At 71.0% G+C, this 24,836-nt stretch carries 21 protein-coding genes and 1 pseudogene; 10 read left to right on the plus strand and 12 right to left on the minus strand.

The features are described 5' to 3' along the window. Nucleotides 1-104: 104 nt before the first annotated feature. The 7 genes from ACWD10_RS35685 (at nucleotide 105) to ACWD10_RS35715 (ending at nucleotide 10,097) form a co-directional block, all read left to right on the plus strand. Nucleotides 105-1,022, plus strand: a complete 918-nt coding sequence (locus ACWD10_RS35685; protein ID WP_451097852.1) for a hypothetical protein — start codon at nucleotides 105-107, stop codon at nucleotides 1,020-1,022. A 38-nt stretch (nucleotides 1,023-1,060) separates the two neighbouring features. After that, nucleotides 1,061-2,170 (plus strand): AMP-binding protein, encoded by a 1,110-nt coding sequence (locus tag ACWD10_RS35690; protein ID WP_451097853.1) that lies wholly within the window; start codon nucleotides 1,061-1,063, stop codon nucleotides 2,168-2,170. A 1-nt stretch (nucleotide 2,171) separates the two neighbouring features. Beyond that, complete coding sequence (locus ACWD10_RS35695) at nucleotides 2,172-3,623, plus strand: asparagine synthase-related protein (RefSeq protein WP_451097854.1); 1,452 nt, start codon at nucleotides 2,172-2,174, stop codon at nucleotides 3,621-3,623. Continuing rightward, a complete protein-coding gene (locus tag ACWD10_RS35700; RefSeq protein ID WP_451097855.1) occupies nucleotides 3,595-4,998 on the plus strand; it encodes a B12-binding domain-containing radical SAM protein in 1,404 nt (467 codons plus the stop codon). The genes ACWD10_RS35695 and ACWD10_RS35700 overlap by 29 nt, the downstream gene beginning before the upstream one ends. 66 nt (nucleotides 4,999-5,064) lie before the next feature. Continuing rightward, nucleotides 5,065-7,110, plus strand: coding sequence for a B12-binding domain-containing radical SAM protein (locus ACWD10_RS35705; RefSeq protein WP_451097856.1), 2,046 nt, complete (start codon nucleotides 5,065-5,067; stop codon nucleotides 7,108-7,110). Then, nucleotides 7,107-8,570, plus strand: coding sequence for an MFS transporter (locus ACWD10_RS35710; protein ID WP_451097857.1), 1,464 nt, complete (start codon nucleotides 7,107-7,109; stop codon nucleotides 8,568-8,570). The genes ACWD10_RS35705 and ACWD10_RS35710 overlap by 4 nt, the downstream gene beginning before the upstream one ends. Before the next feature lie 93 nt (nucleotides 8,571-8,663). Then, the gene (locus tag ACWD10_RS35715; protein WP_451097858.1) at nucleotides 8,664-10,097 is read left to right on the plus strand and encodes a LysR family transcriptional regulator; all 1,434 of its coding nucleotides are present in this window, start codon (nucleotides 8,664-8,666) and stop codon (nucleotides 10,095-10,097) included. Here ACWD10_RS35715 and ACWD10_RS35720 read toward each other — a convergent pair. Continuing rightward, nucleotides 10,075-10,749 (minus strand): HAD family hydrolase, encoded by a 675-nt coding sequence (locus ACWD10_RS35720; RefSeq protein WP_451097859.1) that lies wholly within the window; start codon nucleotides 10,747-10,749, stop codon nucleotides 10,075-10,077. The genes ACWD10_RS35715 and ACWD10_RS35720 overlap by 23 nt on opposite strands. Before the next feature lie 204 nt (nucleotides 10,750-10,953). On the opposite strand from ACWD10_RS35720, the gene ACWD10_RS35725 reads away from it, so the two are divergent. Continuing rightward, entirely contained in the window at nucleotides 10,954-11,736 is a 783-nt protein-coding gene (locus tag ACWD10_RS35725; protein ID WP_451097860.1) for a phytanoyl-CoA dioxygenase family protein, read from the plus strand. Continuing rightward, nucleotides 11,733-12,773, plus strand: coding sequence for an N-acetyltransferase family protein (locus ACWD10_RS35730; protein ID WP_451097861.1), 1,041 nt, complete (start codon nucleotides 11,733-11,735; stop codon nucleotides 12,771-12,773). Before ACWD10_RS35725 ends, ACWD10_RS35730 begins: the two co-directional genes overlap by 4 nt. Before the next feature lie 60 nt (nucleotides 12,774-12,833). Here ACWD10_RS35730 and ACWD10_RS35735 read toward each other — a convergent pair whose 3' ends face one another. Genes ACWD10_RS35735 through ACWD10_RS35745 form a run of 3 tightly spaced genes read right to left on the minus strand, consistent with a single transcriptional unit; the run spans nucleotide 12,834 to nucleotide 16,341 of the window. Then, the gene (locus ACWD10_RS35735) at nucleotides 12,834-13,613 is read right to left on the minus strand and encodes an enoyl-CoA hydratase/isomerase family protein (RefSeq protein WP_451097862.1); all 780 of its coding nucleotides are present in this window, start codon (nucleotides 13,611-13,613) and stop codon (nucleotides 12,834-12,836) included. Next, nucleotides 13,610-13,996 carry a hypothetical protein gene (locus ACWD10_RS35740; protein ID WP_451097863.1) on the minus strand — a complete coding sequence of 129 codons (387 nt, stop codon included), beginning with the start codon at nucleotides 13,994-13,996 and terminating at the stop codon, nucleotides 13,610-13,612. The genes ACWD10_RS35735 and ACWD10_RS35740 overlap by 4 nt, the downstream gene beginning before the upstream one ends. Beyond that, on the minus strand, nucleotides 13,993-16,341 hold the full coding sequence (locus ACWD10_RS35745) for a glycoside hydrolase domain-containing protein (RefSeq protein ID WP_451097864.1): 2,349 nt from the start codon (nucleotides 16,339-16,341) through the stop codon (nucleotides 13,993-13,995). Before ACWD10_RS35745 ends, ACWD10_RS35740 begins: the two co-directional genes overlap by 4 nt. A 207-nt stretch (nucleotides 16,342-16,548) precedes the next feature. Between ACWD10_RS35745 and ACWD10_RS35750 the strand changes: the two genes are divergently transcribed. Then, nucleotides 16,549-17,229, plus strand: a complete 681-nt coding sequence (locus ACWD10_RS35750) for a lysophospholipid acyltransferase family protein (RefSeq protein WP_451097865.1) — start codon at nucleotides 16,549-16,551, stop codon at nucleotides 17,227-17,229. 163 nt (nucleotides 17,230-17,392) lie between these two features. Here the strand turns inward: ACWD10_RS35750 and ACWD10_RS35755 are convergent, their stop codons facing one another. The 8 genes and pseudogenes from ACWD10_RS35755 to ACWD10_RS35790 form a co-directional block, all read right to left on the minus strand. Next, the gene (locus tag ACWD10_RS35755) at nucleotides 17,393-19,021 is read right to left on the minus strand and encodes an alpha/beta hydrolase (RefSeq protein WP_451097866.1); all 1,629 of its coding nucleotides are present in this window, start codon (nucleotides 19,019-19,021) and stop codon (nucleotides 17,393-17,395) included. Nucleotides 19,022-19,164: 143 nt separating this feature from the next. Then, entirely contained in the window at nucleotides 19,165-19,938 is a 774-nt protein-coding gene (locus tag ACWD10_RS35760) for an urease accessory protein UreD (RefSeq protein WP_451097867.1), read from the minus strand. Continuing rightward, nucleotides 19,935-20,654 (minus strand): urease accessory protein UreG, encoded by a 720-nt coding sequence (gene ureG, locus ACWD10_RS35765; RefSeq protein ID WP_451097868.1) that lies wholly within the window; start codon nucleotides 20,652-20,654, stop codon nucleotides 19,935-19,937. The genes ACWD10_RS35760 and ureG overlap by 4 nt, the downstream gene beginning before the upstream one ends. Before the next feature lie 85 nt (nucleotides 20,655-20,739). Continuing rightward, nucleotides 20,740-21,414 carry an urease accessory protein UreF gene (locus tag ACWD10_RS35770; RefSeq protein WP_451097869.1) on the minus strand — a complete coding sequence of 225 codons (675 nt, stop codon included), beginning with the start codon at nucleotides 21,412-21,414 and terminating at the stop codon, nucleotides 20,740-20,742. A gap of 45 nt (nucleotides 21,415-21,459) precedes the next feature. Beyond that, complete coding sequence (locus ACWD10_RS35775; RefSeq protein ID WP_451097870.1) at nucleotides 21,460-23,181, minus strand: urease subunit alpha; 1,722 nt, start codon at nucleotides 23,179-23,181, stop codon at nucleotides 21,460-21,462. Nucleotides 23,182-23,242: 61 nt separating this feature from the next. Beyond that, nucleotides 23,243-23,551 (minus strand): annotated as a pseudogene (locus ACWD10_RS35780) (urease subunit beta); the annotation flags it as partial. Between the two features lie 16 nt (nucleotides 23,552-23,567). Then, nucleotides 23,568-23,870: an urease subunit gamma gene (locus tag ACWD10_RS35785; RefSeq protein ID WP_451097871.1), complete on the minus strand. Its 303-nt coding sequence runs from the start codon at nucleotides 23,868-23,870 to the stop codon at nucleotides 23,568-23,570. Nucleotides 23,871-24,013: 143 nt separating this feature from the next. After that, a complete protein-coding gene (locus ACWD10_RS35790; RefSeq protein WP_451097872.1) occupies nucleotides 24,014-24,637 on the minus strand; it encodes a TetR/AcrR family transcriptional regulator in 624 nt (207 codons plus the stop codon). Between the last annotated feature and the right edge of the window lie 199 nt (nucleotides 24,638-24,836).

The following is a 24,836-nucleotide window of genomic DNA, read 5'->3' on the forward strand; positions in this document are numbered from 1 at the left end:
CGGCCTGTTCGGCAACCCGTACCTCGCGGACTTCCTGCACCGGCTGCGCGTCCAGGCGTGGGTCTTCGTGGTGCCGCATCTGCGCCGCGCCCCGGCTCGTGCGGGTGCCCGGCAACTTCCCCACCATCAACATCGAGTGGCTCCAGGCGCTTGCCGCCCGCCGCCCGGTGCTCCTGAGCACCTCGCCCGCCGACCCGTTCACCCCGTACCTGGTCACCGAGGCGCTGTACGCGGCCGGGCTGCCCGAGCACGCGGTGTCGCTGGTGCACGGCGATGCCCCGGCGCTGCGCCGCCTGGCCGATCAAGTCCTGTGGCCGGGCGAGGAGTTGCCCACCGATCTGCCGCCGGGCAAGGTCAAGACGTACCACTTCGGCCGCAGCCGGGCGGTGGTGGGCGCGCGGCCCCCGCAGGGTGCCTGGGAGCGGCTTGCCCGGGAGGCGTTCAACGGCTGCGGGCGCCTGTGCACCAACATCAGCTCCCTCGCGGTCCTCGGTGCTGCCGACGAGGCCGCGCGGCTGCTCGCCGCGGAGTTCGCCGCGCGTCCGGTGCTGCCGCTCGACGATCCGAAGGCGTCGGTGCCCGCCTTCCCGGACCGCCGGGTCCGGGACGCGCTCGCGCAGCGGATCGAGCGGGAGATCGCGGCCGGGGCGGTCGACGTCACGGAGGACGTGACGGGGGTGCCGCTCCGCATGGACCTGGACGGGACGGCGTATCTGCGGCCGACGGTGCTGCTCGTCGACCCGGGCTCGCCGCTGTTCGGGACGGAACTGCCGTTCCCGTTCGTCGCGGTGGCGCATGTGCCGCGGTCGAAGGCGGTCGCGGCCTGTGCCGGTTCGTTGATCGTGTCCGTCGTGGGCGAGGCCGACGGGCTGGTGCGGGCGCTCGCCGAGGAGCCGGGCGTCGACAAGGTCTTCGGCGGCGAGGAGTTCGACCGCGGCTACCACCCGTGTGATCCGCACGAGGGCTATCTCGCCGACTTCCTGTTCAAGAAGAAGGCCGTTCTCCCCGGTACCGCCGCGTGACCGGCCGGGACGTCAGCAGAGGAGAGGGATCCGCCACCATGCTCAGTCCGAGCGAGTCGAGGCTCCGGCCGATCACCGATGAGGACGTGCGCCGGGCCGTCCGCCTCCACTTCGATCCGCAGCAGGGCACCCCCTACTGGCTGGAGCGCGACCGGCGGCAGGGCACCAACGCCCTGGAGAAGGTGCGCGGTTGGCAGGACGCCTGCACCCTGATCGGGCTGCGCGACGGGCCCGACCAGTTGCACTTCGAGGAGGCCTCGCGGCGGACCCCGCTGGAGAACTTCGTGCCGCGGTCGGTACTCGCCGAAGCGGGCCCGCTGTGGGCCGCGCAGACCGGCGGCACCACGGGCCCGGCCAAGCACGGCACGTGGGGCGCCCGCTACTGGACCGACATCCTGGACTTTTCCGATGAGTTCCTCGATCTGCACGGCGTACCGCGCGACTGCAACTGGCTGTTCATCGGCCCCATGGGGCCGCACACCACCGGCCGTCTCGTCGTCGCGTTCGCGGAGCGCCGCGGCGGCATGTGCTTCTCCGTCGACCTCGACCCGCGGATCGTGAAGATCTTCGGCGAGGAGGGCATGACGGCCGCGTACGACCGGTACGTGCAGCACATCTGGGACCAAGTGGCGGAAGTGGTCCGGGCCCAGGACGTCGGGGTGCTCTTCTGCACCTCCCGGCTGCTCGACATGCTGCCCGAACGGCTCGGCACCGAGGCCCTGTCCAGCGTGCGGGCCATCGTGCACGCCGGGACCACCATGGATCCCGATACGCACCGCCAGCTGCGCGAGGAGTTCTTCCCCGGCGCGCCGGTGGTCGGCATGTACGGCACCTCCACCACGGGGATCAGCTGGCAGAAGCCGTTCGAGGCCGAGGACGACTACCAAGTGGTGTACGTGCCCTGCCAGCCGCATATCGCCCTCGACGTCATCGACGACCACGGCACCGAGGTCCCGTACGGCGAGGACGGCCGCGTACGGGTGTGGCGGCTCACCGACGACGCGCTGCTCCCCGGGTTCTTGGAGCGCGACCGGGCCCGCCGGGTCCGGCCGTACGGCGTCGCCGCGGAGCGCTGGCCCTGGGCGTGGCTGGGCGATCCGTACAGCCCGGAGTTCACCGAGGGCCGTCGAGTCGAGGGGGTCTACTGACATGGCCGGATTCCTGCTGCGCTGCCGAAGCGACGCCACCGAGGTCGAACACCTGGGCACCGGACAGGGGTTGAGCACGCTGGTGTCGCGGCGCGGCGCGGACGCGCTCGTGGTGCACGGTGACCGGCTGGTCGAGGAGAGCCCGCCGCAGGGCGCGCCGCTCGACGTCCTGTTCGCCTGGACCGAGCGATGTTACGCGCGCTTCTGTGCCGTACTGATCCGCGACGGCCGGGCCACGCTGTGGAGCGACGTCGGCGCCACCGTGCCGCTGCACTACGCCCGCGGCGCCGACGACGCGCTCCTGGTCGCCACGTCCGCGGGGGCCGTACTTGCGCACCTCGGCTCGCCGCCGGTCCTGGGCCGCGCGGAGCAAGCGCTGCTGCCCGGCGGCCGGTTCGCGGGCGTGACGGCGGTTCCGGCGAGCTCTGCGGTGACGCTCACGGTGGAGGCGTACGACACCACACCCGTCTCGGTACGGCGGCTGCATCCGCTGCCGGACAGGCCGACGGCGACCGACCCGGAGACGTCGGTGCGGGCCGTGCGGGACGCGCTCGGCTCGTCGGTGGCGCGGCTCGCCGCAGGGCTCGACGACGTCGGCGTGCTGCTCAGCGGCGGCGTCGACTCGTCCACGGTCGCGGCGCTCACGGCGCGCGAGGCGACCGGGGCGACGGTGCGCACGTACACCGTGGGCACGCCGTTCGGCGACGAGTTCGAGCCCGCCGCCCAGCTCGCCACGCGGCTCGGCAGCAAGCACGAGGAGGTGCTCTTCGGCCCGGACGAGCTGTCCGAGCTGCTGCCCGGCATGATCCGCGCCCTGGAGACCTGGGACCTGCTCACGCTGCAGATCGCCGCGCCCGCCTGCTTCCTCCTCGACCACACCGCGACCGACCGCCGCCAGGTGCTGCTCTCCGGCTACGGCGCCGACCTGCTGTTCGCCGGGCTCGGCGGCACCGGCGGCGAGGCGGACATCGAGCGTGCGGTGGTCCACCAGACCGCCGCGACCGCCCGGAGCAACGAGTTCAGCCCCGCCTTCGCCGACGCCCGCGGCACCGTCGTCCGCTACCCGTACTGGACCCGCGAGGTGATGGCGGCGGCCCTCGGCATCCGCGGCCGCCTCAAGGTCCGTGAGGGCACGGCGAAGTGGGTGCTGCGCCGCGCGGCCGCCGAGGTGCTGCCGCACGAGGTGGCCTGGCGGCCCAAGCTCGGCATCCACGAGGGCTCGGCCATGAGCCGGATGTTCGCGGCCGCGCTCGGCAGCGAGGACCCGGCCGTCCAGGCCGAACGGCTGCACGCGCTCGCGACCGATGTCTTCCGGAGCGTCGGGGCGACGCCGCAGGGCGCGGACCCGTCCGCGCACAGCGCGGGACCGTCGGCGCGCAGCGCAGAAGAGACACCGTCCGGGACCGACGACAGGGAGGGATCCGATGAGGGTCTTGCTGGTGTGGCCTCGTAACGAGCGAGCCCTCCTCAGCGACCGGCTGAGCTGCTGCGAACCGCTACCGCTCGAGTACCTCGGCGGCGCGCTGCGCGGCGACCACGACGTGACCATTCACGATCTGCGGCTCGATGAGCCACTGGAGCAGTACGCGCTCACCCACGCGCCCCCGGACCTGGTCGGCGTCGCCATCCCGTACACCACCAGCGTCCGGGTCTCCCGCGAGGTGAGCCACCAGGTGCGGCGGGTGTGGCCCGAGGTGCCGATCGTCCTGGGCGGCCACCATCCGACGGTGTCGGCCGAGTGGTTGAACGGGTTCTCCGCCGACTGGGTCGTGGCGGGCGAGGGCGGCGCTCCGCTGAGCCATCTCGCCAGGGAGCTGGAGGCGGGCCGCACCCCGACGCATGTGCCGGGCCTGGCACCGTACGACGCACGTACCGGTCTGGAGCGCGACACCCGGCCGAAGCCCGCCGCGCTCAACAACCTGCCGATGCCGGACCGTTCGCTGCTCTCCCACCACCGCCAGGACTACTTCCACTCCGTGTACCGGCCGGTGTCCCTGATCCGCTTCACCGCGGGCTGCCCGTACACCTGCCACTTCTGTTCGCTGTGGCGGATGACGGACCGCCGCTACCTGGTCAAGGACATCGACCGGGTGCTCGCCGAGATCGCGGACATCGAGGGCCAGAACCTGTACGTGGTGGACGACGAGGCGTTCATCCAGTCGGCCCGGATGATGGAGCTCGCCGACGCCATCGACAAGGCCGGGTTCCGCAAGAAGTTCCACATGTACGTGCGCACGGACACGGCCCTGCGCCGCCCCGATGTGATCGCCCGCTGGGCCGAGATCGGCCTGGACTCCGTCCTGGTCGGCGCCGAGTCGATGACCGACGAGGAGCTGTCCGGCTACCGCAAGGGCACCGACCCCAACCAGACCCGGCGCGCCCTCGACCTGTTCCACAGCAACGGGGTGCGGGTGCGGGCCAACTTCATCGTCCAGCCCAACTGGCTCGACGACGACTTCGCCCGGCTCGGCCGGACCGTGGAAGAGCTCCAGGTGGACATGCCGAGCTTCTCGGTGCTCACCCCGCTGCCAGGCACCGACCTGTACGACGAGAGCCGGTCCGAGCTGATCAGCGACGACCCCGAGCTGTTCGACTGCTACCACACGCTGTTCCCCACCCGGCTGCCGCTCGAGCGCTTCTACCACCGGCTCGCCGACCTGCTCGCGGGGGCCAGCGCCCGGTCCACGCCCGGGGTCACCTCCGGCGAGGACCCCTCGGTCTTCTACTACTCCGACGACAGCGCCTTCGACGAGATGCTCCGCACCATTCGCGACGGCGCGGACTGGTCGCGCCCCAGAGAGCCGGAGCGAGTCCCGAGCACGGGATGAACCGAGCACGGGACGAACGGCGGGTGCCACCCCGAGACAGTCCGACAACGAGGAGCCGTGACCAGCATGTCCGCCGAACGCGCAAGCAGCGGCCGCAAGGTGTACTTCATCGGCCTCAACGCGTTTCCCTTTCTCCCGCTGGTGGCCGGTCTGCTGCGCACGTACGCGGAGCAGGACCAGCGCATCGCCGCCGCCTACGACTTCCAGGAGCCGGCCTTCCTGGTCGCACCGGTCCAGGAGATGGCCGACGGCATCGTCGAGCCCGACGTCCTGGCCCTGTCCTGTTACGTGTGGAACTTCCGCCGCCAGATGAAGGTGGCGAAGCTGGTCAAGGAGCGGCACCCGGACGTGCTCGTGGTGGCGGGCGGGCCCCATGTCCCGGACCGGCCCGGGGACTTCTTCACGCAGCATCCGTACGTGGACGTGATCGCGCACGGCGAGGGCGAGGTGGCGTTCCGGGAGATCCTCGTGGAGCGCCTGAACGACAGGCCCGACTACACCGCCGTGCCGGGCGTCTCCGTGCGCCGCGGCACCGAGGCCGTCGCCGGGCGCAAGGCCAAGCGGCTGCCGCGCCTGATCGACACCCCGAGCCCGTATCTCCTCGGGGTGATGGACGGGGCCGTGGCCACCTGCCGGGAGCGCGGGCTTCGCTTCTACGCCCTGTGGGAGACCAACCGCGGCTGCCCATACTCCTGCGCGTTCTGCGACTGGGGCTCGGCGACGATGAGCGCGCTGCGGAAGTTCGAGGACGAACGCCTGCAGGACGAGATCGAGTGGTTCGCCCGCCACGACGTGGAAGACCTGTTCATCTGCGACGCCAACTTCGGCATCATGCCGCGCGACCTGGAGATCGCGCACGCCCTCGCGGATGCCCGCGCGGACCTGAGCGCGCCCCGGCAGATCCGGGTCAACTTCGCCAAGAACTCCAACGACCGGGTCTTCGACATCAGCAAGACCTGGCACGACGCCGATCTCCTGATGGGCACCACCCTGTCGATGCAGTCCACCGACATGGACGTCCTGGAGGCCATCGACCGCAAGAACATCGGCCTGGACAACTACCGCAAGCTCCAGCAGCGTTACGCGGCGGAGAACATCCACACCTACACCGAGCTGATCCTCGGCCTGCCCCTGGAGACCGCCCGCTCGTTCCGCGACGGCATCGGCTCGCTCCTCGAAGCGGGCAACCACGAGGACCTGCGGGTCTACGAGTTGGGCATCCTGCCCAACGCGCCGCTCAACACCCCGGAGAAGATCGAGACGTACGGGCTTCGCACCGTCCCGAAGCGGATGTACGTGGAGCGCCCCGGCACGCCCGACGACGAGGCGGAGACCGTGGACATGGTGATGGAGACCAACGCCATGCCCCGGGACGCCTGGGTGGAGAGCTTCAGCTTCATCCAGGCCGTGCAGTTCCTGCACAACGGCTGCTACACCCGCTATCTGTCGATCTTCCTGCGGCAGGAGCACGAGATCGACTACACCCGCTTCTACGAGGGCCTGCAGAACTATTTCACCGGCCGCCCGGACACCGTCCTCGGCTCCCTCTACCTGCGGATGCGCAGCCTCTACCAGGACTACATCGACATACCGACACTGCCCCTCGCCAACCTGGTGGCCAGCCAGCCCGACATGGCCGCCGACCTCGCCCGGTACGGCAAGCGCCGCGGCTGGACCATCGACAACTGGGGCTGGCTGCGCATCGCCACCGACTTCGAGCGGTTCCACGCCGAACTGCGCGAGTATCTCGCGACGTTGAACCTGCACCCCGACCGCGATGCCCGCCTGGAGGACGTGCTCACGTTCCAGCGTGACGTCATGCTGCGCCCGGAGTACGACCCCGAGCAGGGCAAGAGCGCCGAGTACGAGCACGACTGGCCCGGCTACTTCACCGGTGGCCCCCTGGATCCGCGCCGGGTCCAAGTGACCTACCGCGACCAGGGCTTCGGCGCGAACGGGCGGTACCGTCCGGTGCCCGGTGACCTGAAGGCGTACACGATGGCGGCGATCGGCACCAGTTATCCGGTGGCGCGCATGGGCCACTTCTGTCACAGCTTCGAGTCGGCCGAGGTGACCCCGCTGGCGGAGCCCGCGCTCAGTGAGCGGCGGTGAACGCTGACGCCGCGCGGCGCGTCGCGGTGGGCGTGCTCGCGGGTGCGTGCGCGCTCTTCGCGCTGCTTCAGCTCGGCGTCGCCACGCTGCTGCCGCAGATCCAGCGCGCCTTCGGGGTCTCCGGCGCCGACGCGGCCTGGATCATCTCCGGCCATCTCCTGGTCGGTTGTGTCGCCACGCCCGTGGTGGGGCGCCTCGGTGACCTGTACGGCAGGCGCGCGGTGCTGCTCGGCGTCCTGGTCGTCCTGGTGGTGTCCGGGGTGGCGGCGGCGCTCGCCGAGACGTTCGCCGTGCTGCTCATCGCGCGCCTGGTGCAGGGCATCGCGGCCGGGCTCTTCCCGCTCGCCATAGGGCTGTTGCGGGAGGGCTTCCCGGACCGGTCCCTGGCCGGGCCCAGCGGTGTGCTTTCCGCGTCCTTCGGGACCGGCGGCGGTCTCGGCATCGTGCTCGTCGGCGTGTTCGGCGGGGGTGCCCCGGCGTTCCGCTGGCTGTTCGTGATCGCCGCGGTGCTTGCCGCGGCCCTCTGCGTGGCGGGCGCGCTGGTGCTGCCCGAGACGCCGCGGCGGAGCGGGACGCGGGTGGACGTGCCCGGTCTGCTGCTGCTCAGCGCGGTCAGCGCCTGTCTGCTCCTCGCGCTGACCTGGTACGGCCGGGAGGGGCTCGGTTCGGTGGGCGGGGCGGCGCTTCTGGTGGCCGGGGCGGTGGGGTGCGCCGTGCTGGTACGCGTGGAGCGGAAGGCTCCGGCCCCGGTGCTCGACACCCGGCTCCTCAGCCGCCGTCCGTTGTGGACCCTGAACGTGGTGAGCATGCTCGGCGGGGCCGTGATGTTCCAGACGGGCGTCCTCGCGGCGGCGCTCGCCGACGCCCCGCGGGAGACGGGCTACGGCCTGTCCGCCAACGGCGCCACCCTGGTCGCGGTGATGCTGCCGATGCAGATCGGCACCCTGGCCGCCGGGCTGTTCGCGGGCTGGCTGCGGCAGTCCGGGCGGGTCATGCCGCGGGCCGTGCTGATCACCAGCACCGTGCTCTTCGCGGCCGCCCCGGCCGTGTTCGCCGTACTGCCGGGCACCGTCCCCGGCCTCGCCCTGGGCACCGCGCTGATCGGCCTCGCCACCGGTCTCCAGGGCGGCACCATGGCGGAGCTCCTCTCCGCGGCGTCACCGAGCGGTACGACGGCGGTCACGGTGGGCGTCAACAGCGTGCTCCGTAATCTCGGCGGCTCCTTCGGCGTTCAGGTCAGCGCCATGGTCCTGGCCGTGACGACGACCGCGTCCGGATATCCGGCCGCCGCTTCCTACCGCGCCGTGTTCATCGGCTCGGCCGTGCTCGGTCTCGCCGCGATCGCCGCGGCGGTCTGCTTCCCACGCGCCGCCGAACCGTCGCCCCGTACCGCCCCGTCCGAACCGTCCGAACCGTCCGAACCGGGACAGTCGAACCGAGCGATCCGGCCAACTCCCTGAAGTCTCCGCGTTGTTGGCCCGAACGGACGTACTGTAATGAGAGGTGTATCCCGCGGGGCACACGACGGGGCCGCGGGAGGAGGCGGGTCCTAGGTGGACCAGGCCCGGCTCGGCCACGGGGGAGGAATCCAGGTGTTCGACCTGCGCCGTTCGGATGTGGCACTTCTTCAGGCGGTCTCCGACCACGGGAGCCTGCACGCGGTGGAACGCGGCGGACGGATGACGCAGTCCTCCGCCAGCCGGCGACTGATCAAACTGGAGCGGCGGCTGCGCACGCCACTCGTGTCCCGCAGCTCCACCGGAACCGAACCCACGGAAGCCGGACATGCCCTGCTGCACGCCGGGCGGCGGCTGCTCGGCGCGATCGACTTCGCCATCGCCACCGCCCACCACGATGCCAACGTGGGCGACCGCCTTCCGGTCGTGCAGTTCGCGGTGGGCATGGCCTGGGCGTACGGCATGGGCCGAGACCTCGCGGACCGGTTCCCCGAGGTGGTGTTCGACCTCGTGCCCGGCGACTGCCACGACGTATGGCAGCGCTTCGAGCGGTACGCCGTGGACGCCGCCTTCGGCTGGGAGACCGACCGCAGGGCGGTACAGCGCGGCGACACCGTCGTCCGCACCGTCGTCCAGGAACCGCAGTGGGTCGCCCTGCACCGCGACCATCCGCTCGCCAGGCGGGACATCCTCGACCTGCACGACCTCGCCGACGCCGAATGGGTGGCCGTCGTCGGCGGCGACTCCGGCGACGACCAGGGTCGGGCCTTCTCCCGGATCATCCCGTCCGCGCGCGTCAGCTTCACGGTCCGCTCGCAGAGCGCGGCCCTCGACCTGGTCGGCCGCGGCTACGGCGCCGCCCTGGTCTCCCCCGTCTCCACGGAACGCGAGCACGAGACCAGTCTGGTGCTCCGGCCACTGCGGCAGAAGCTGGTCCGACGGCTCTGCCTGGCGGTGGACCAGCTCGCCGTGCCGCTGCCGCTCACCCTCGAACTCTGCGCCTGGCTCAGGGCGTTATACGTCCAGCGGGCCGCGCAACACGACCCCGCCGCCGCTTCCGCCCTCGCCGAGCCGACGCCGGTCCGCAGTGCGTTCGTCGGCCCGCTGCGCCCCCGCACCGAGACCGGCCCGTCCCTGACCGGCCTGCGCCCCGTGCTCCTCTCCGAACTCGACTGGACCCGCGCGGGCCCCAGCGCCCGCTTCGAGGCGGAGCATCTGCATCTGCTCCGCGTCATCGACCGGATCGGCAGCCTCAACCGCGCGGCCGACGCGCTGATGGTCACCCAGCCCGCGCTGACCCGGCGCATTCACCGCCTGGAAGTGAGCAGCGGCCTGCCGCTCGTGCACAGCACGGCCCGCGGCACCTCGCTCTCGGACGTCGCCCGCCGCCTTCTGGTCTGCACCGGACCGGCCGAGCACCGCCTTGACGCGCTGGTGAGCCGGTTGCGGCAGGTGGGCACGCCGGTGCGGCAGCAACTCGGCCCGTCCGACGTCCCGGGACGAGCCTCTAGCGGCGCAGCAACGGCGTAAGCGCGGTCTCCGTCTCCGTCGGGGTGCGGTGCTGGACGCCGGTCATACCGAGGGCCTGGGCGGCGCGGACGTTGCTGCCCAGGTCGTCCACGAACACGCAGTCCTCGGGGTCCCGGCCGAGCAGGCCCGCGGTGTGCCGGAAGATCTCCGGCTCCGGCTTGCGCATGCCGACCTCGCAGGAGATCACCACCGCGTCGAACAGCTCGGTCCAGCCGCGGCGGTCGTACGTATGGCCCCAGGAGTTGGACAGCAGGGCCACCGGGATCCCCGCACCGCGCAGCCCGCGCAGCAGCCCGGCCATCTCCGGTGCCACGGAGAAGTGCGCGAACATCCGCTGCACCAGGCCCTGGGCGACGGGGTGTGTCCCGTCGGTGCGGCGGATCAGTCCGGCCAGGGCGGCCTCGAAGTCGGCCACCGGCAGGTCGCCCCGCTCCACTTGGTGGAAGAGTCCGGCCTCGCGGCTTGCCTCCGCGCCGGGCCCGAGCAGCCGTCCCAGGAGGGCGTGGAACTCCTCCGCGTCCACGGCCTCGGCGGCGGCCCACGGGGCGATACCTTCCCGGAAGGGCTGGGTCAGCACGCCGCCCCAGTCGATGATGACGGCCGAGGCGGTGGCCCGGTCCGTGTCCCGTGCCGTGCCTTCCATCGCACGCATACCTGCCGACCCCCGACGACGTCTACGCCTACTCCCCACGAAACTCTAGAAGCCGCGGACGGCTCCCGCCCCCCTCATGCCTATGCCATTTGAGGCCGGTTCCGAACCGACTTCCGATCTCCCGTTGCCGCTGACTCGGCGTCCTGCACATAGTCGTGCTGCTTGCGAACAGCACACCCCGCACCTTTGCGAAAGGTGGAGCCGATGCGACTCAGCCAGCCGATAGCAGACCTCGCCGGCGAACTGGAGGAACGCGGCGTCATACTCCTCGACGACCTGGTCCCCGAATCCGTCCTGGAGATCATGCGCCGGGGCTGCGACGAACTGATCCAGCAGACCATGAACATGCGGTACAGCACCTACGGCTGGCAGTTGGAGGCCGAGGGCGAGGGCGGCGGCTGGGCCGCGCGGGCCGCGGGCAAGGAAGTGCTCCCCGGCAAGGTGCGCGTCGTGGGCTCGGCCCATGAGCGCTCCAAGGACCTGGGCGCCGTGCCCGAGCTGCTCGGCCTCAACGAGAACGTGGTGCGCCCGCTGCACGGCGTCGCCGGGGACTTCTACGACACGTTCCTGTGGGCCAAGCCGTCCGAGGTCGGATCCGAAAAGCCGTGGCACCAGGACGCGTTGTTCCTGAAGGACGAGTTCTACGAGAAGTACGAGGACGTCTACACCATCTGGATCGCGGTGGACGACGCCCGCGAGGACAACGGCTGTCTGCGGTTCCTGCCCGGTTCGCACCGCGGCAAGGTCCTGCACCAGCCCGACGGCATCGACCCCGACGACCTGTTCGCCTCCCCGCGTGAGCCCAGCCTCGACGTCGCCGGGCTGTGGCCGGACCTGACCCCGGTGACGATCCCCAGGAAGGCGGGCTCGGGCGTCCTGTTCACCGGCTTCGCCGCGCACACGTCGTCCGAGAACCGCACCCAGGACCAGCGCCGTGCGGTGAGTTACGTGTGGTCGCTCCCCCGGCGCGACGGCGGTACTCGGTGACGGCTCCGGCATCGGGCGTCGCAGGGGAACCCGCACCGGTCCCGGTCGACCCGGGGCTGCACGCGGACACCATCTGGCGGCTCGCCCGCGCCCGCGACCGGGCGGCCCTCGGCAGGGAAGAGACGACGTGGGCGTGGATCGTGGGGCGCCTCACCGCCCCCGGGCTCGATCCGCCGCGTGACGCCCGGCTGCTGCCGGGACCCGACGGCGAGCCCGTCGGCGCGGTATGGGTGAGCGGTACGTCCGGGGTCGCGGGGTGGAACGCGGAGCTGGTCCTCGGGCCGCGTGCCACCGAGGCCGACGGCGTCAGGCTGCTCTCGTTCGCCGAGCACCGCTGCCGGGAGCTGCTCACCGAACGGCCCGGGGATCCAGGACAGTCGGTGCACGCCACGCAGGCCCCAGAGGTCCCGGAGGCCCCGGAGGCGGAGCTGTCCTGCTTCGTCTCCGAGGGAGAGCACACCGCGCGCGCGGCCCTGCACACCCGCGGCTTCGGCTCCCCGCACCCGTACCACCGCATGGCGGTCACCCTGGACGACGGCCTGCCACCGGCCGAACCGGTTCCCGGGGCGGCGGCGCGGCCGCTGCGCGACGAGCGGGACCTGCGCCTCTTTCACGCGGTGAAGAACCGCGCCTACTCCGCCGAGGAAGCGGGCAAACAGGAGGACGAGTTCACGACCTGGGTACGTGCGTGGCAGGCGGCCCCGGGCGTCGATCCGGCGCAGTGCGCGCTGCTCGAGGCGGACGGGGCGGTCGTGGGCTTCGCCAACATCACCGACCGCATGCTGGAGAGCCGCCGGGCGGCCTACGTCCAGCAGATCGGCATCGTGCCGGAGGCCCGGAAGCGGGGCCTGGGGCAGCTGTTGCTCTCCTGGGTGATGGACGCGGCGCGGCGCCGCGGCCGCACCGCGATGGTCCTGACCGTGGATACCGAGAACTCCCCCGCGCTCGCGCTCTACCGGCGTCTCGGCTGGCAGGTGGAGTCCCGCTTCGACGACTTCCGCCGCACGGTCGCCCCGCTCGATCACCATCGAATCTGACGGGGGGCGGGCCGCACGGCCCGCCCCCCACCCGGCTCGGCTCGGCTCGGTTCGGTCAGCTCAGCCCTGCCCGATGATGCGCCGCATCCGCGCCTGCGCCTCACCCGCCGCGAACGCCCTGCGGTGCGACTCCTTCGCCTCAGTACGGACCCGCTCCAGGCCCTCCACGAAGGGGGCGTTGACCCGGGGCCGGGTTCCCTGCACCGCCGCGGGGGTGTACCCGGCGAGCGTACGGGCGAACTCGAGGGCGCGGTCGAGGAGTTGACCCGATGGTCGCACCTCGTGCAGAAGGCCGTCCGCGAGGGCCCGTTCGGCGGGCCACTCCTCGCAGGTGTAGAGCATCCGCTGCATGACCGCGGTGCCGACGGTGTGGCGCAGCATGAACCCGCCGAAGTTGCACGCGATGCCCACCTTCAGCTCCGGCATCACCATCCGGGTGTTCTCGCTGCCCACTCGGTAGTCGCAGCACAGGGCGATCTGGAGGCCGACCCCGATGGCGTACCCGTCGACCGCGGCGATCACCGGCTTGGAGATCGCGGCGATGGTCGTGTAGAGGTCGGTGATGTCGTCGATCCAGTCGTTGACCTCGTCGCCGCCGGTGAACATCGAGACCTCGTTGAAGTCGCCGCCCACGCCGAAGGAGCGTCCTGGCCCGCCGTACAGGACGACGCACCGCGACTCGTCGTCCGAGTCGATGGCGCGCATCAGCGCGGTCAGCTCCCGCATCCGGGCCCGGCTGAACGGGTTCTGCTCGTGTGCGCCCGTGAACTCCGCGAGGGTCACGCCGTCACCGGTCTTCGAGTTCACTATGGACTTGCTGTCCTTGGAGGATTGATTCACTGCCGACTCTTTCCTCTTGTTCGGGACGCTATCGCCGCCGCGACGGCCCCCACGGCACAGCCGAGGAGCAGCACGGCGACGGCGACGAGCGTGGGGTTGACGAAGGCGGGGACCAGGTCGTAGTCGGCATGGCACTTGTTGTGCAGCGGGAACCAGCGGGACGGCTCGCGCCAGTGCTCGGCCCGGTAGTCCTCGTCGTAGCGGACACCGCGCTCCGCGCAGGCCTCCCCCACGTCGAGCCCCCCGGAGAAGGCCCCGACGAACCAGGTCACGCACCCGATGCCGACCAGAACGACCGCGGCGAGGATCCAGCACCCCGGGCGCTTCCACGCGCGGACGAACACCCCGCGCGTGGTCTTCCAGAACCTGGTCCCTTCGTTCACCTGTCCTCGGTTCCGGTGCGGGCGAGCAGGACGTCCACGAAGCCCTGCTCGAACGGCTCCAGCTCGTCGTACCCGAGCATGGCCGGGAGGGTCTTGATGCCGCCGCGTACGACCACGAGGCCGATCTGGGCGGCCACGACCTCCTTGTCGTCGGAGGCGGTCAGGATGTTGTGGGCGAGGAACTTGGCGTCCTCGGCCCGGCCGTTGAAGCGTCCGTTCCAGTAGTTGGTGAAGCGCTTCAGACCGCCGCCGCCGTTGTAGAGGTCCTTCACGGCCTCGACGATGTTCTTGCCGTCGCGGACCGCCTTGGCGAGCAGCCAGGCGTCGGCGTCCTCGATGAGGTCGTTGAACCCGAAGCTGGAGGGGACCCCGACCTTGGCCATCCGCTCGTGCACGAAGGTCTGGCCGTTGGGGAACTCCTCGGACTCGCGGCGCCAGTCGACGTAGAGGGTGAGCAGGTCGCCGCCCCAGCCCGCGACATCGCCCTCGTTCACCGAACGCGGGTTGTCCGGCTTCCAGGCGACGAAGTGCCCGTTGGCGGAGGCCATGAGGTGTTCGGCCATCAGGTCGTGGGCGGTGTAGGGGTCCGTGAAGTCGGTCATCACGGACATGCCCTTGTTGTTGGCGTACTCGATGAACTTCCCGTCGTATTCACCGATCAGGAAGTCCCAGTCGCCGCCGCCGTACCTCTTGTGCCGGATGTACTCCATCACCAGCTGGGACTTGTTGCGGTCGCTGCCGGTGTACGCGAGCGCGTGCCCGTACAGCGTCTCGACGTACTTGATGAAGTCGTCGGCCGGGCTGGACGGCTTGTTGACGCTGCTCTGGCCGGGGTCGACGCCGGAGACCACGTCACGGTCGAGGTCGAACGTGTCCGAGCCACTGCCGGCCTCGAACTCCTTGATCTGGTTGAAGGACCAGTTGGCCGGGATCGGGAAGCCGAGGTTGCCGGAGAAGCCCCACGACATGCCGGAGACGAACGAGAAGCGGGCGCCGGTCTCCCGGCTGACGACCGTGCACACGTTCCGCGAGCCGTAGACGCCGTGCACATAGCGCTTGCCGTGGTACGAGAGACCGGCGGCCACGCCGTGGAAGTACGGCACGATCGCCGCGTCGATCTCCTCGCTGGTGGCGTCGTAGTCCACCGCGAAGTAGAGGACGGTGCCGCGGTTGAAGCCGTATTTCTCGGCCCGCTTGTGGGCGGTCAGCGCGTGCTGGTAGCCCTGGGAGTAGGTGAAGTCCTCGAGCTGGCGGGCGTTGTCCTGGTAGATCGGGAACACCTTGAGGCCATGGCCGAAGATGGTCTCCAGCTCGCCGGGCTTGATCTCCTTGTCCAGGGTGGAGCCCGGCGGGTCGTAGATGTACCGGCCCACGACCTCGTACTTGTTGTCGCGCAGCCACTTGGCCCGGGGCGCGGTGATCTCGAACCGGGTGTCGCAGCCGGTGGCGGGCCGGTCGGCGTCGCCCATGGAGACGAGGAGCTGCGCCCAGGTCTGGTAGTCGGCGCGGCCGGTGTCCTTCAGCTTGCAGAACCGCTGGAAGATCTTGACCCACTCGGTGAGCTTGCCGTCGTAGGTGTCGCGCCAGGTGGTGGGCGTACCGTCGTCGCTGCCGCCGCTCGGCACCGGCGAGTTGAACACGCAGGCGGCGGAGAACAGCTCGACCCAGACCCCGGAGTCGCCTTCGCCGAGGTTCTTGCCCTTGAGGCCCGCCTGGGTGCTTGGGCCGAAGTTGCCGTTGGGTTCGGCGATGCCCAGCTCGTACTGGATGGCGATCATCAGGGCCTTCTGCACGTCACGGGAGTAGATCCCGTCGGCGGGGCCGATGCTGTAGTTCTTCTTCTTCCAGTAGCGGCCGTTGAGCCAGCGCTGGATGGCGCGGATCTCGTCGGTGCCGCCGTCGACCACGATGTACGCGTCCATGTTCAGGACACACTTGAAGATCTTCGGCGTGGTGACGCCACCGGTGGTGCCCATCCCGCCGTCGGGTAAGCCCATGTCGACCCGGAGCTTCTTGACCGCCTCGGTGGTGACGGCGCCGTAGCCGCCGTAGCCGTTGGCTCCCCAGTACCCCTTGCAGAAGAGGCCGTGCTGGATGATGCGGACGATGTTTGAGTTCGTGTCCCAGCCGAAGCCGATGTCGCCGAGCTCCTCGACCTTCTTCTGCGTGGTCGGGCCCCAGCTGGGCACCACCGGGCTGATGCCCAGCTCGTGCTGGAGGCCCATCGTCAGGGCGTGCATGGTGGACCAGCCGGTACGGCCGTTCTCGGGACACTTCACATAGCCGTTGACCTTGCCGTAGGTGGCGTTGACCCACTTCTGAGCGTCGAGAACCTTCTCGTCCAACGTCGATCCCTCCTTGGAAAGGTGACACGACGGCAGACCGCGGCGGGGGTGCGCGCGGGGGATCGGGGTCCGCCGACGGCCTGATGCCGTCCCAGGTGACCCTACGGTCCGGAAGTCTCCGTTCCGTCTTCACCCGGGTGCGGAGCGGTTCCGGCGGTGGCGATTACCATCGGCTCACCGCTGGCGCTTTGTTAGGGAGTCAACCCCGTGTTCTATTACGTGCTCAAGTACGTGCTCCTTGGGCCGCTGCTGAGACTGATCTTCCGGCCCCGGATCGAGGGCCTGGAGCACATTCCGGAGAGCGGCCCGGCCATCGTCGCGGGTAACCATCTCTCCTTCGCGGACCACTTCTTGATGCCCGCGATCATCAAGCGCCGGATCACCTTCCTGGCCAAGGCCGAGTACTTCACGGGCCCCGGCATCAAGGGACGCCTTACGGCCGGGTTCTTCCACAGCGTGGGCCAGATCCCGGTGGACCGCTCCGGCAAGGAGGCGGGCAAGGCGGCGATCCGCGAGGGCCTCGGCGTGCTCCGCAAGGGCGAGTTGCTCGGCATCTACCCGGAGGGCACGCGCTCGCACGACGGGCGGCTCTACAAAGGAAAGGTCGGCGTCGCCGCGATGGCACTCGGCGCCGGAGTACCCGTGATTCCGTGCGCGATGATCGGCACCTTCGAGGCGCAGCCGCCCGGCCAGAAGCTGCCGAGGTTCCGGCGCATCACGATCCGCTTCGGCGAACCTCTGGACTTCTCGCGCTACGCGGGCATGGAGAACGAGAAGGCGGCGCTGCGCGCGGTCACGGACGAGATCATGTACGCGATCCTGGGCCTGTCCGGCCAGGAGTACGTGGACCGGTACGCGGCCGATGTGAAGGCCGAGGAACAGCGGTAGCGGCCGTACGCATGGCCGACTGAGGGGGGCATCAACTCAGCCCGTTCGGCGTTTGAGGACGAGGCCCTTCAGGCCGATGGGGGGGGCGCTGGGGGCGCAGCCCCCAGATCCGGTAACCCGACCGACAGCACGGGTCGGATCCGGAAGACGCGCCCCCGGTCACTTAAGGCTTCGGCTCGGCGTGCGGCCCGCAGGTCACGTCGCTGTCGCCCGTCTTGCCCTTGAGCAGGTACGCGTCGACCCGCTTGTTGATGCAGGAGTTCTTCAGGCTGGTCACGCCGTGCGAGCCCGCGTCCTTCTCGGTGATCAGGCGGGAGCCTTCGAGGCGCTGGTGCAGCTCGACGGCGCCAGGGTAGGGGGTGGCCGCGTCCCGCTCCGCCTGCACGATGAGCACCGGCGGCAGGCCCTTGCCGGTCCGCACGTCGAGCGGCCGCTGCTGCTTGACGCCCCAGGTGGCGCACGGCAGGTTCATCCAGGCGTTGGCCCAGGTCATGAACGGGTGGTCCTGGTGCAGCTCGGTGTTGTCCCGGTCCCACTTCTCCCAGCTGGTGGGCCACTTGGCGTCGGTGCATTCGACGGCCGTGTAGACGGCGTTGCCGTTCTCGGAGGCCGCGTTGCCCTTGTTGTCGGCCAGGTCCGGGCCCGCCGCCTCGACGAGCGCCTTCTCGTCACCGGCGCGGTACTTGCTCCACACCGAGGCCACCTCGGTCCAGGCCGAGTCGTAGTACGGGGCGCTCTGGAAGAAGCCGACGAGCTCGGCGGGGCCGACGACGCCGCCGATCGGCTCCTTCTTGGCGGCCGCGCGCAGCTCGGTCCACGCCTCTTCGACGGCCTCGGGGGTGGCGCCGATGTGGTACGTGGCGTTGTGCTTGGCGACCCAGTTCTTCCAGTCCTCCCAGCGGGTCTGGAAGGCGACGTCCTGGTCGAGGTTGACGTCGTACCAGATCTTCTGCGGCGCAGGGTTGACGACGCTGTCGACGACCATGCGGCGGACGTGCCCGGGGAAGAGGGTGGCGTAGACGGCGCCGAGGTAGGTGCCGTAGGAGATGCCCAGGTAGTTCAGCTTCTTCTCGCCGAGGGCGGCGCGGATGACGTCCAGGTCGCGTGCGGTGTTCGGGGTGGTCATGTGCGGCAGCATCGCGCCGCTGCGCTCCTTGCAGCCCGCCGCGTACTCGGCGGCGAGTTTGCGCTGGGCGGTCTTGTCGGCCTCGGTGTCGGGCACCGGGTCGAGCTTCGGCGCCTTCACGAACTCCTGCGGGTCCATGCAGGAGATGGGCGCCGAGTGGCCCACACCGCGCGGGTCGAAGCCCACGAAGTCGTACGCCTTGGCGGTCTTCTCCCAGACGGGCTGCTTGCCGGTCACGCGGGCCGGGAAGCGCATCCCTGAGCCGCCGGGGCCACCGGGGTTGTAGAGCAGCGAGCCCTGCCGCTCGTCCTTGGAGCCGGTGTTGCCGATGCGGTCGACGGCGATCTTGATTTTCTTGCCGTCCGGCCGGGCGTAGTCGACGGGCACGGTCACCCAGCCGCACTGGATGGGCTTGTCCAGGCCCCAGTCCTTGGGGCAGTCCTTCCAGTCGATGCCCTTCTTGGCGGCGCGGGCGGCGGCGAGGGCGACGCCGCGTGCCTCCTTGTCGGCCTTCTCGGTCTTGTCGGTCTTGTCTGTGCGGTGGCTGGTCCTGGCCTCCGCGCGGTGGCCGCTCTCGGCGTTCGCCGATGGCACGACCACCGCGGTGGTTATGAGCGCCCCGGCAACCAGCGCCCCGGCCGAGCCGAGCACTGTTGTGCGTCTCACGTGGAAATCTCCCCCAGGTGGGTGAACAGGTCCAGAGGATCCTGTCGGTTGAGGGAGCCCTGGCAACAGACGCGACCGGTGTTCTTTGCCAATCCGATAACCGGAGGCGCGAGTGCCGCTCAGCGGGCAGGTGAGCGGGCAGTTCAGCGATCGGCGAGCACCCGCAACGCCTCGTCGAGCACCCGGCGCAGCCGCAGGCCGTCCGCCGCGACGGCCGTGACGAGAACGGCCGGACCGGCCAGCGGGGTCAGTGCCGCGCCGTCGTCGAGCATCCGGGCCGCGACCGGCTCGTCCTCGAACTCCGGGCGTACGACGATCAGTTGACCCACCGCGCGATGCCCCGCGAGCACGGCCGGACCGTCCCACCCGCCGGGCGCACCCGGGCCGCACGCCAACTCCTGATCGAGCAGCGGCCGTCCGGCGCGGCGCACCGTGATCCGGCTCCTGAGCGCGCCGGGCGGCTCGCCGGTACGGCCGAGCACCAGTTCTTCACGGAGCACGAGGCGAGCACCGGGGTCGAGGTCCACCCGCGTGCTGACCCGGAGGTCGCTCCCGGCCGCCGAGATCAACTGCTCGGGCAGCCAGTGCAGTTCCGCGTCCTCGGCGACGTTCAGGCGTACGTCGTACTGCGCGGGCTCCCCGGTCTGCCCGGGCAGCGCGATCGTGGCCGCGGCCGAGCCGATGTGCAGCCGCGCGCCCGCCTCCGCGGTGGCCTCGACGGCGAGCCGATCGCCGCCGAGCGGCGCGCTCATGGCCCCGACCAGGGTCACCCGCGCCTCCCCCGCGGCGGCACGGGTACGGCGCACGGCGAACGGGCCCTCGCCCTCCAGGACGGGCAGCGCGGTGCCGCCGCGGCCGTCGGCACGGGCGGCGATCCGCGCGGTGGCCCGTACCCCGGCCGCGGCGGGGGTGCTCATGCGGCGGACCGGGCCGCGCGTTCGGCCCCCGAGGTCCAGTCGGCGAGCCGGGCACGCACCCAGTCGGCGACCTCGCTCACGCCCGCCTCGGAGCGCAACGACTGGAGGACGACGGGCAGTTCGGCCCGCTGCTCCTTCGCGTCCCGGGCCATCCGCGCCAGGTCCGAGCCTACGTACGGCGCGAGGTCGGTCTTGTTGACCACGAGCAGGTCGGCGGTGGTGACGCCGGGCCCGCCCTTGCGCGGGATGTCGTCGCCGCCCGCCACGTCGATGACGAAGATCTGGAAGTCCACCAGGCCCTTGGAGAAGGTGGCGGTGAGGTTGTCCCCGCCGGACTCGACGAGCACCAGATCGAGCGGGCCCGCCCCTTTATCAGAGAAGGACTCGAGGTCCTCGACCGCCTCCAGGTTGGCGGAGATGTCGTCACGGATCGCGGTGTGCGGGCAGGCCCCGGTCTCCACGGCGGTGATCCGCTCGGGCGGCAGCACCGCCTCGCGCAGCAGGAACGCGGCGTCCTCGCGGGTGTAGATGTCGTTCGTGACGACGGCAAGCGAGAACTCCTCGCGCAGCGCCCGGCAGAGCGCCGCGACCGTGGCCGTCTTGCCGGAGCCGACGGGCCCGCCGAGCCCGATGCGCAGCGCGCGGCGCCGCCCGTCGGGGCGGTGGGCGTCGGCGCTGACGGCGGCGGGTCCGTCGTGGGTGTGGTCGAGGTGCATGGTCGGCTCCCGTACTCAAGTGGTCATGTTTGCAAGGCTGTTGGCAGGCTGTTGGCAGGACTGTTGGCGTACGTATGCGGGGCCGCTATGACGCGAACAGCCGCATCCCCCACCCGGCGTGCGCCTCCGCCCCGATCTCCAGGAGCGGCGCGGAGCCGACGGGCAACGCGTGCACGCCCTCCTCGCGCGCCCGCCGCGCCGCCTCGGCCGCCTGTGCGGCGACCCGATCGACGTCCGGGGCGAGCCGGGCGAGCACCGCTGTGGCGTCGAACGGGTCGAGGCTCAGGAGCCGCACGGTCGCGGTCGCCGGGCCGCTGACGTTCTCGTACGCCGAGCAGTACGCGGCGTCCTCGGGCCCGAGCCCCGCCGCGCGAGCGGCAAGGCCGAGGACCACCGGCTGGTGGGCGCCGCGCGGCCGGGCCGCGGCGAGCGCGTCGAGCTCGGCCGAGGGCCAGGTCGCGCGGGCCGCCCGCATCATCTGGCGGCCCAGCTTGCGCGCGGCGGTGCGCAGCGCGGCCGACGGGGTGCGGGCGTCCGCCGCCTCGTCCAGGGCGAGCGGGTCGACCCCGGCCGCGGCCGCGGCGGCCAGGGCCGCGGCGGTCAGGCCCGCGGTGTGCAGCCGCCCTTGGCAGAACGCGGCCAGGGAATCCGCACCGGTGATCCGCCCGGCGGCGACGGCGGCCTCGGCCCCGCCGGAGTGCGCGTGCCCGCCCGCCGGGAACCGCCCGTCGGCGAGGACGAGCAGCGCGGCCCGGCTCACCGACGTACTCCTGTCCGTACTCCTGTCACCTGGGACATCACGGCCTCAGAAGAGGAAGTACCGCTGGGCCATGGGCAGTTCCGCGGCCGGGGCGGGCTCGACGAGCTCGCCGTCGATCCGTACCGCGAAGCTGTCCGGGTCGACGGTGACCCGGGGCCGGGCATCGTTCTCGCGCATGTCGGCCTTGCCGACGCGGCGCGTACTGGAGATGGCCGCGAACCGTTTGTCGAGGCCGAGCCGTTCGGGCAGGCCGTCGTCGAGGGCGGCCTGGGTCACGAAGTTCACCGAGTTCCGGCCCGGGGCCCGGCCGAGCGCGCCGAACATCGGCCGGGGCAGTACGGGCTGCGGCGTGGGGATGGACGCGTTGGCGTCGCCCATCTGCGCGTACGCGATCTGCCCGCCCTTGATGACGAGTTGCGGTTTGACGCCGAAGAACGCCGGGTCCCACAGGACCAGATCGGCGAGCTTGCCGGTCTCGACGGAGCCGATCTCGTGGTCCATGCCCTGGGCGACGGCCGGGTTGATGGTGTATTTGGCGACATAGCGGCGAGCGCGCCGGTTGTCGGCGCGGGTATCGCCGGGCAGGAAGCCGCGCCGCCGCTTCATCACGTCGGCGGTCTGCCAGGTGCGGGTGATCACCTCACCGATGCGGCCCATGGCCTGGGCGTCGGAGGAGATGATCGAGATGGCGCCGAGGTCGTGCAGGATGTCCTCGGCCGCGATGGTGGTCGGCCGGATCCGGGACTCGGCGAACGCCAGGTCCTCGGGCACGGCCGGGTTGAGGTGGTGGCAGACCATCAGCATGTCGAGGTGCTCCTCGACGGTGTTGACGGTGTGCGGCCGGGTCGGATTGGTGGAGCTGGGCAGCACGTTGGGCTCCGCGACCACGGTGATGATGTCCGGGGCGTGCCCGCCGCCCGCGCCCTCGGTGTGGTACGCGTGGATGGAGCGCCCCGCGATGGCGGCGAGGGTGTCGCCGACGAAGCCCGCCTCGTTCAACGTATCGGTGTGGATGGCGAGTTGGGCGCCGGTCTCCTCGCAGGCGGAGAGCGCCGCGTCGATCACGGCGGGGGTCGCGCCCCAGTCCTCGTGGATCTTCAGCCCGGCGGCGCCGCCGCGGATCTGGGCGAGCATGGCCTCCCGCGACATGGTGTTGCCCTTGCCGAGCAGACCGATGTTGACCGGGTACTGCTCCAGGGCGAGCAGCATCCGGGCGAGGTGCCAGCCGCCGGGTGTGACGGTGGTGGCCTTGCTGCCCTCGGCGGGTCCGGTGCCGCCGCCGACGAGTGTGGTGATGCCGGTGGCCAGCGCCGTCTCGATCGCGGTGGGCGCGATGAAGTGGACGTGCGCGTCGATGGCGCCCGCGGTGACGATCTTCCCGTTGCCCGCGATGACTTCGGTCTCCGGACCGAGTACGAGGTCGGGGTGTACTCCGTCCATGGTGTCGGGGTTACCGGCCTTGCCGATGGCGGTGATCCGGCCGTCCCGGATGCCGATGTCGGCCTTGACGATGCCCCAGTGGTCGAGGATCACGGCGCCGGTGATGACGGTGTCCGGGGTGCCCTCGGCGCGGGTGGCGCGGGACTGGCCCATGGACTCGCGGATCACCTTGCCGCCGCCGAACACGGCCTCGTCACCGGCCAGTTCGGGCCCGCCGGAGCGGTCCTCCTCGATCTCGACGGTCAGGCAGGTGTCGGCGAGCCGGATCCGGTCGCCGGTCGTGGGGCCGAACAGGTCGGCGTAGGCGGCACGTGTCAGTTCAGCCATCGAGATCGCCTCCGGTCGTCCTGGTCGTTCCGTTCGCCGCGTCGGCCGCCGCGTCGCCCACCGCGTCCAGGGCGCCGCCGGTCTCGCCGCGCAGCCCGTACACCCGGCGCAGCCCGCCGATCGGCACCAGCTCCACCTCGACCGGAATGCCGGGCTCGAAGCGGATGGCCGTCCCGGCGGCGATGTTGAGGCGCTGCCCGCGGGCGGCGGCGCGGTCGAAGTCCAGGCCGGGGTTGGCCTCGGCGAAGTGGTAGTGGGAGCCGACCTGCACGGGCCGGTCGGCGGCGTTGAGCACGGTGAGACGGCTCACCGGGCGGCCCTGGTTGAGGGTCACGGGCTCGTCCGCGAGCAGGATTTCTCCGGGGATCATCGGCAGGAAACCCCCGTCACGCGATCGGTTCGTGGACGGTGACGAGCTTGGTGCCGTCCGGGAAGGTGGCCTCGACCTGGACGTCGTGGATCATCTCCGGTATGCCCTCCATGACCTCGTCACGGGTGAGCACCTTCCGCCCCGACGCCATGAGTTCGGCGACGGTACGGCCGTCCCGGGCGCCCTCCAGGATGTGCGAGGTGAGCAGCGCTATGGCCTCAGGGTGGTTGAGTTTGACCCCTCGGGCCCTTCGCCTCTCCGCCACGTCAGCGGCCACATGGATGAGCAGTCTCTCCTGCTCGTGCGGGGTCAGTTGCACGCGTGCCACCTCACTGTCCGTCGGGGGTCCGCCCGAGGGGCGGAACGCAGCGGGACACTAGTTGGCTACAACATCTTGTTTAACCGAGCTTGGCCATCCCGCCGGAAGACATTGCACGCTAATGCCGAAGTTTTTCCGGCGCGTTAACTGATCTTGGGTTCCTCCATGGACATCAGAGCGCGCAGGCCACGCTCCAGATGGGCCGCCTCGACGTCCCCGAACAGCGCCTGCTGGGCGATGAACCCCTGGGCGAGCGCCATCATGGTGCGCGCCACGTCGTCGGCCGGTACGTCCCCGCCCACCAGGCCCGCCTCCTGGTAGACCTCGACGACCTTGCACCAGGCGACCCGCATATCGGCGAAGCCCTTGCGCATCGGCACCGCCAGCTCGTCCGAGCGCAGCGCCTCGGCCCACACCTGGACGATCAGCTCCGGCAGATACGGCCCGTCAAGGCCGACGATCGCCTTGCCCTCCAGGACGCTGCGGAGCACCTGGCCGAGCAGTTCGTACGGCGGCGGAGGCGGGTCCTTGCGCGCGGCCTCCTCGAAGGTCTCCCTGAGCACCGCGAACGTCTCGGTGGCGATGGCCCCGATCAGCTCGTCCTTGCCTCGGAAGTAGCGGTAGACGGCACCGGCGGAGAGGCCGACCTCGCGCAGCACGTCCTGCATGGAGGAGGCGTGGAAGCCGTTGCGCGTGAAGACCCGGGCCGCTCCGTCGAGGATCTGGCGGCGCCGGGCGTCGAGGTGTTCCTGGGATACGCGAGCCATGGCCTCAAGCTAAAACGAACGTTCCTTCTTGACAACCACGCCGGACCCTCGCAGAGTGAGGGCAGAACGTAAAACGAACGATCATTCTCTATGCGAGAACCGCTCCGGGGAAGCGCTGGGGCTAGCACTGGGACAGCACTGGGACAGATGCCCGCCCTGGGCAGCCGCCCCTGGGGAGACACCCCCCGGGACAACCGCC

Source organism: Streptomyces sp. NPDC002851, from assembly GCF_053591935.1.

What these genes read in the sequence shown, in the direction of transcription:
- ureG (WP_451097868.1), bottom strand. Translation starts at nt 20,654, where the DNA reads ATGCACCTCGACCACACCCACGACGGACCCGCCGCCGTCAGCGCCGAC.
- ACWD10_RS35695 (WP_451097854.1), top strand. Translation starts at nt 2,172, where the DNA reads ATGGCCGGATTCCTGCTGCGCTGCCGAAGCGACGCCACCGAGGTCGAA.
- ACWD10_RS35705 (WP_451097856.1), top strand. Translation starts at nt 5,065, where the DNA reads ATGTCCGCCGAACGCGCAAGCAGCGGCCGCAAGGTGTACTTCATCGGC.
- ACWD10_RS35760 (WP_451097867.1), bottom strand. Translation starts at nt 19,938, where the DNA reads ATGAGCACCCCCGCCGCGGCCGGGGTACGGGCCACCGCGCGGATCGCC.
- ACWD10_RS35700 (WP_451097855.1), top strand. Translation starts at nt 3,595, where the DNA reads ATGAGGGTCTTGCTGGTGTGGCCTCGTAACGAGCGAGCCCTCCTCAGC.
- ACWD10_RS35690 (WP_451097853.1), top strand. Translation starts at nt 1,061, where the DNA reads ATGCTCAGTCCGAGCGAGTCGAGGCTCCGGCCGATCACCGATGAGGAC.
- ACWD10_RS35790 (WP_451097872.1), bottom strand. Translation starts at nt 24,637, where the DNA reads ATGGCTCGCGTATCCCAGGAACACCTCGACGCCCGGCGCCGCCAGATC.
- ACWD10_RS35720 (WP_451097859.1), bottom strand. Translation starts at nt 10,749, where the DNA reads ATGCGTGCGATGGAAGGCACGGCACGGGACACGGACCGGGCCACCGCC.
- ACWD10_RS35775 (WP_451097870.1), bottom strand. Translation starts at nt 23,181, where the DNA reads ATGGCTGAACTGACACGTGCCGCCTACGCCGACCTGTTCGGCCCCACG.
- ACWD10_RS35725 (WP_451097860.1), top strand. Translation starts at nt 10,954, where the DNA reads ATGCGACTCAGCCAGCCGATAGCAGACCTCGCCGGCGAACTGGAGGAA.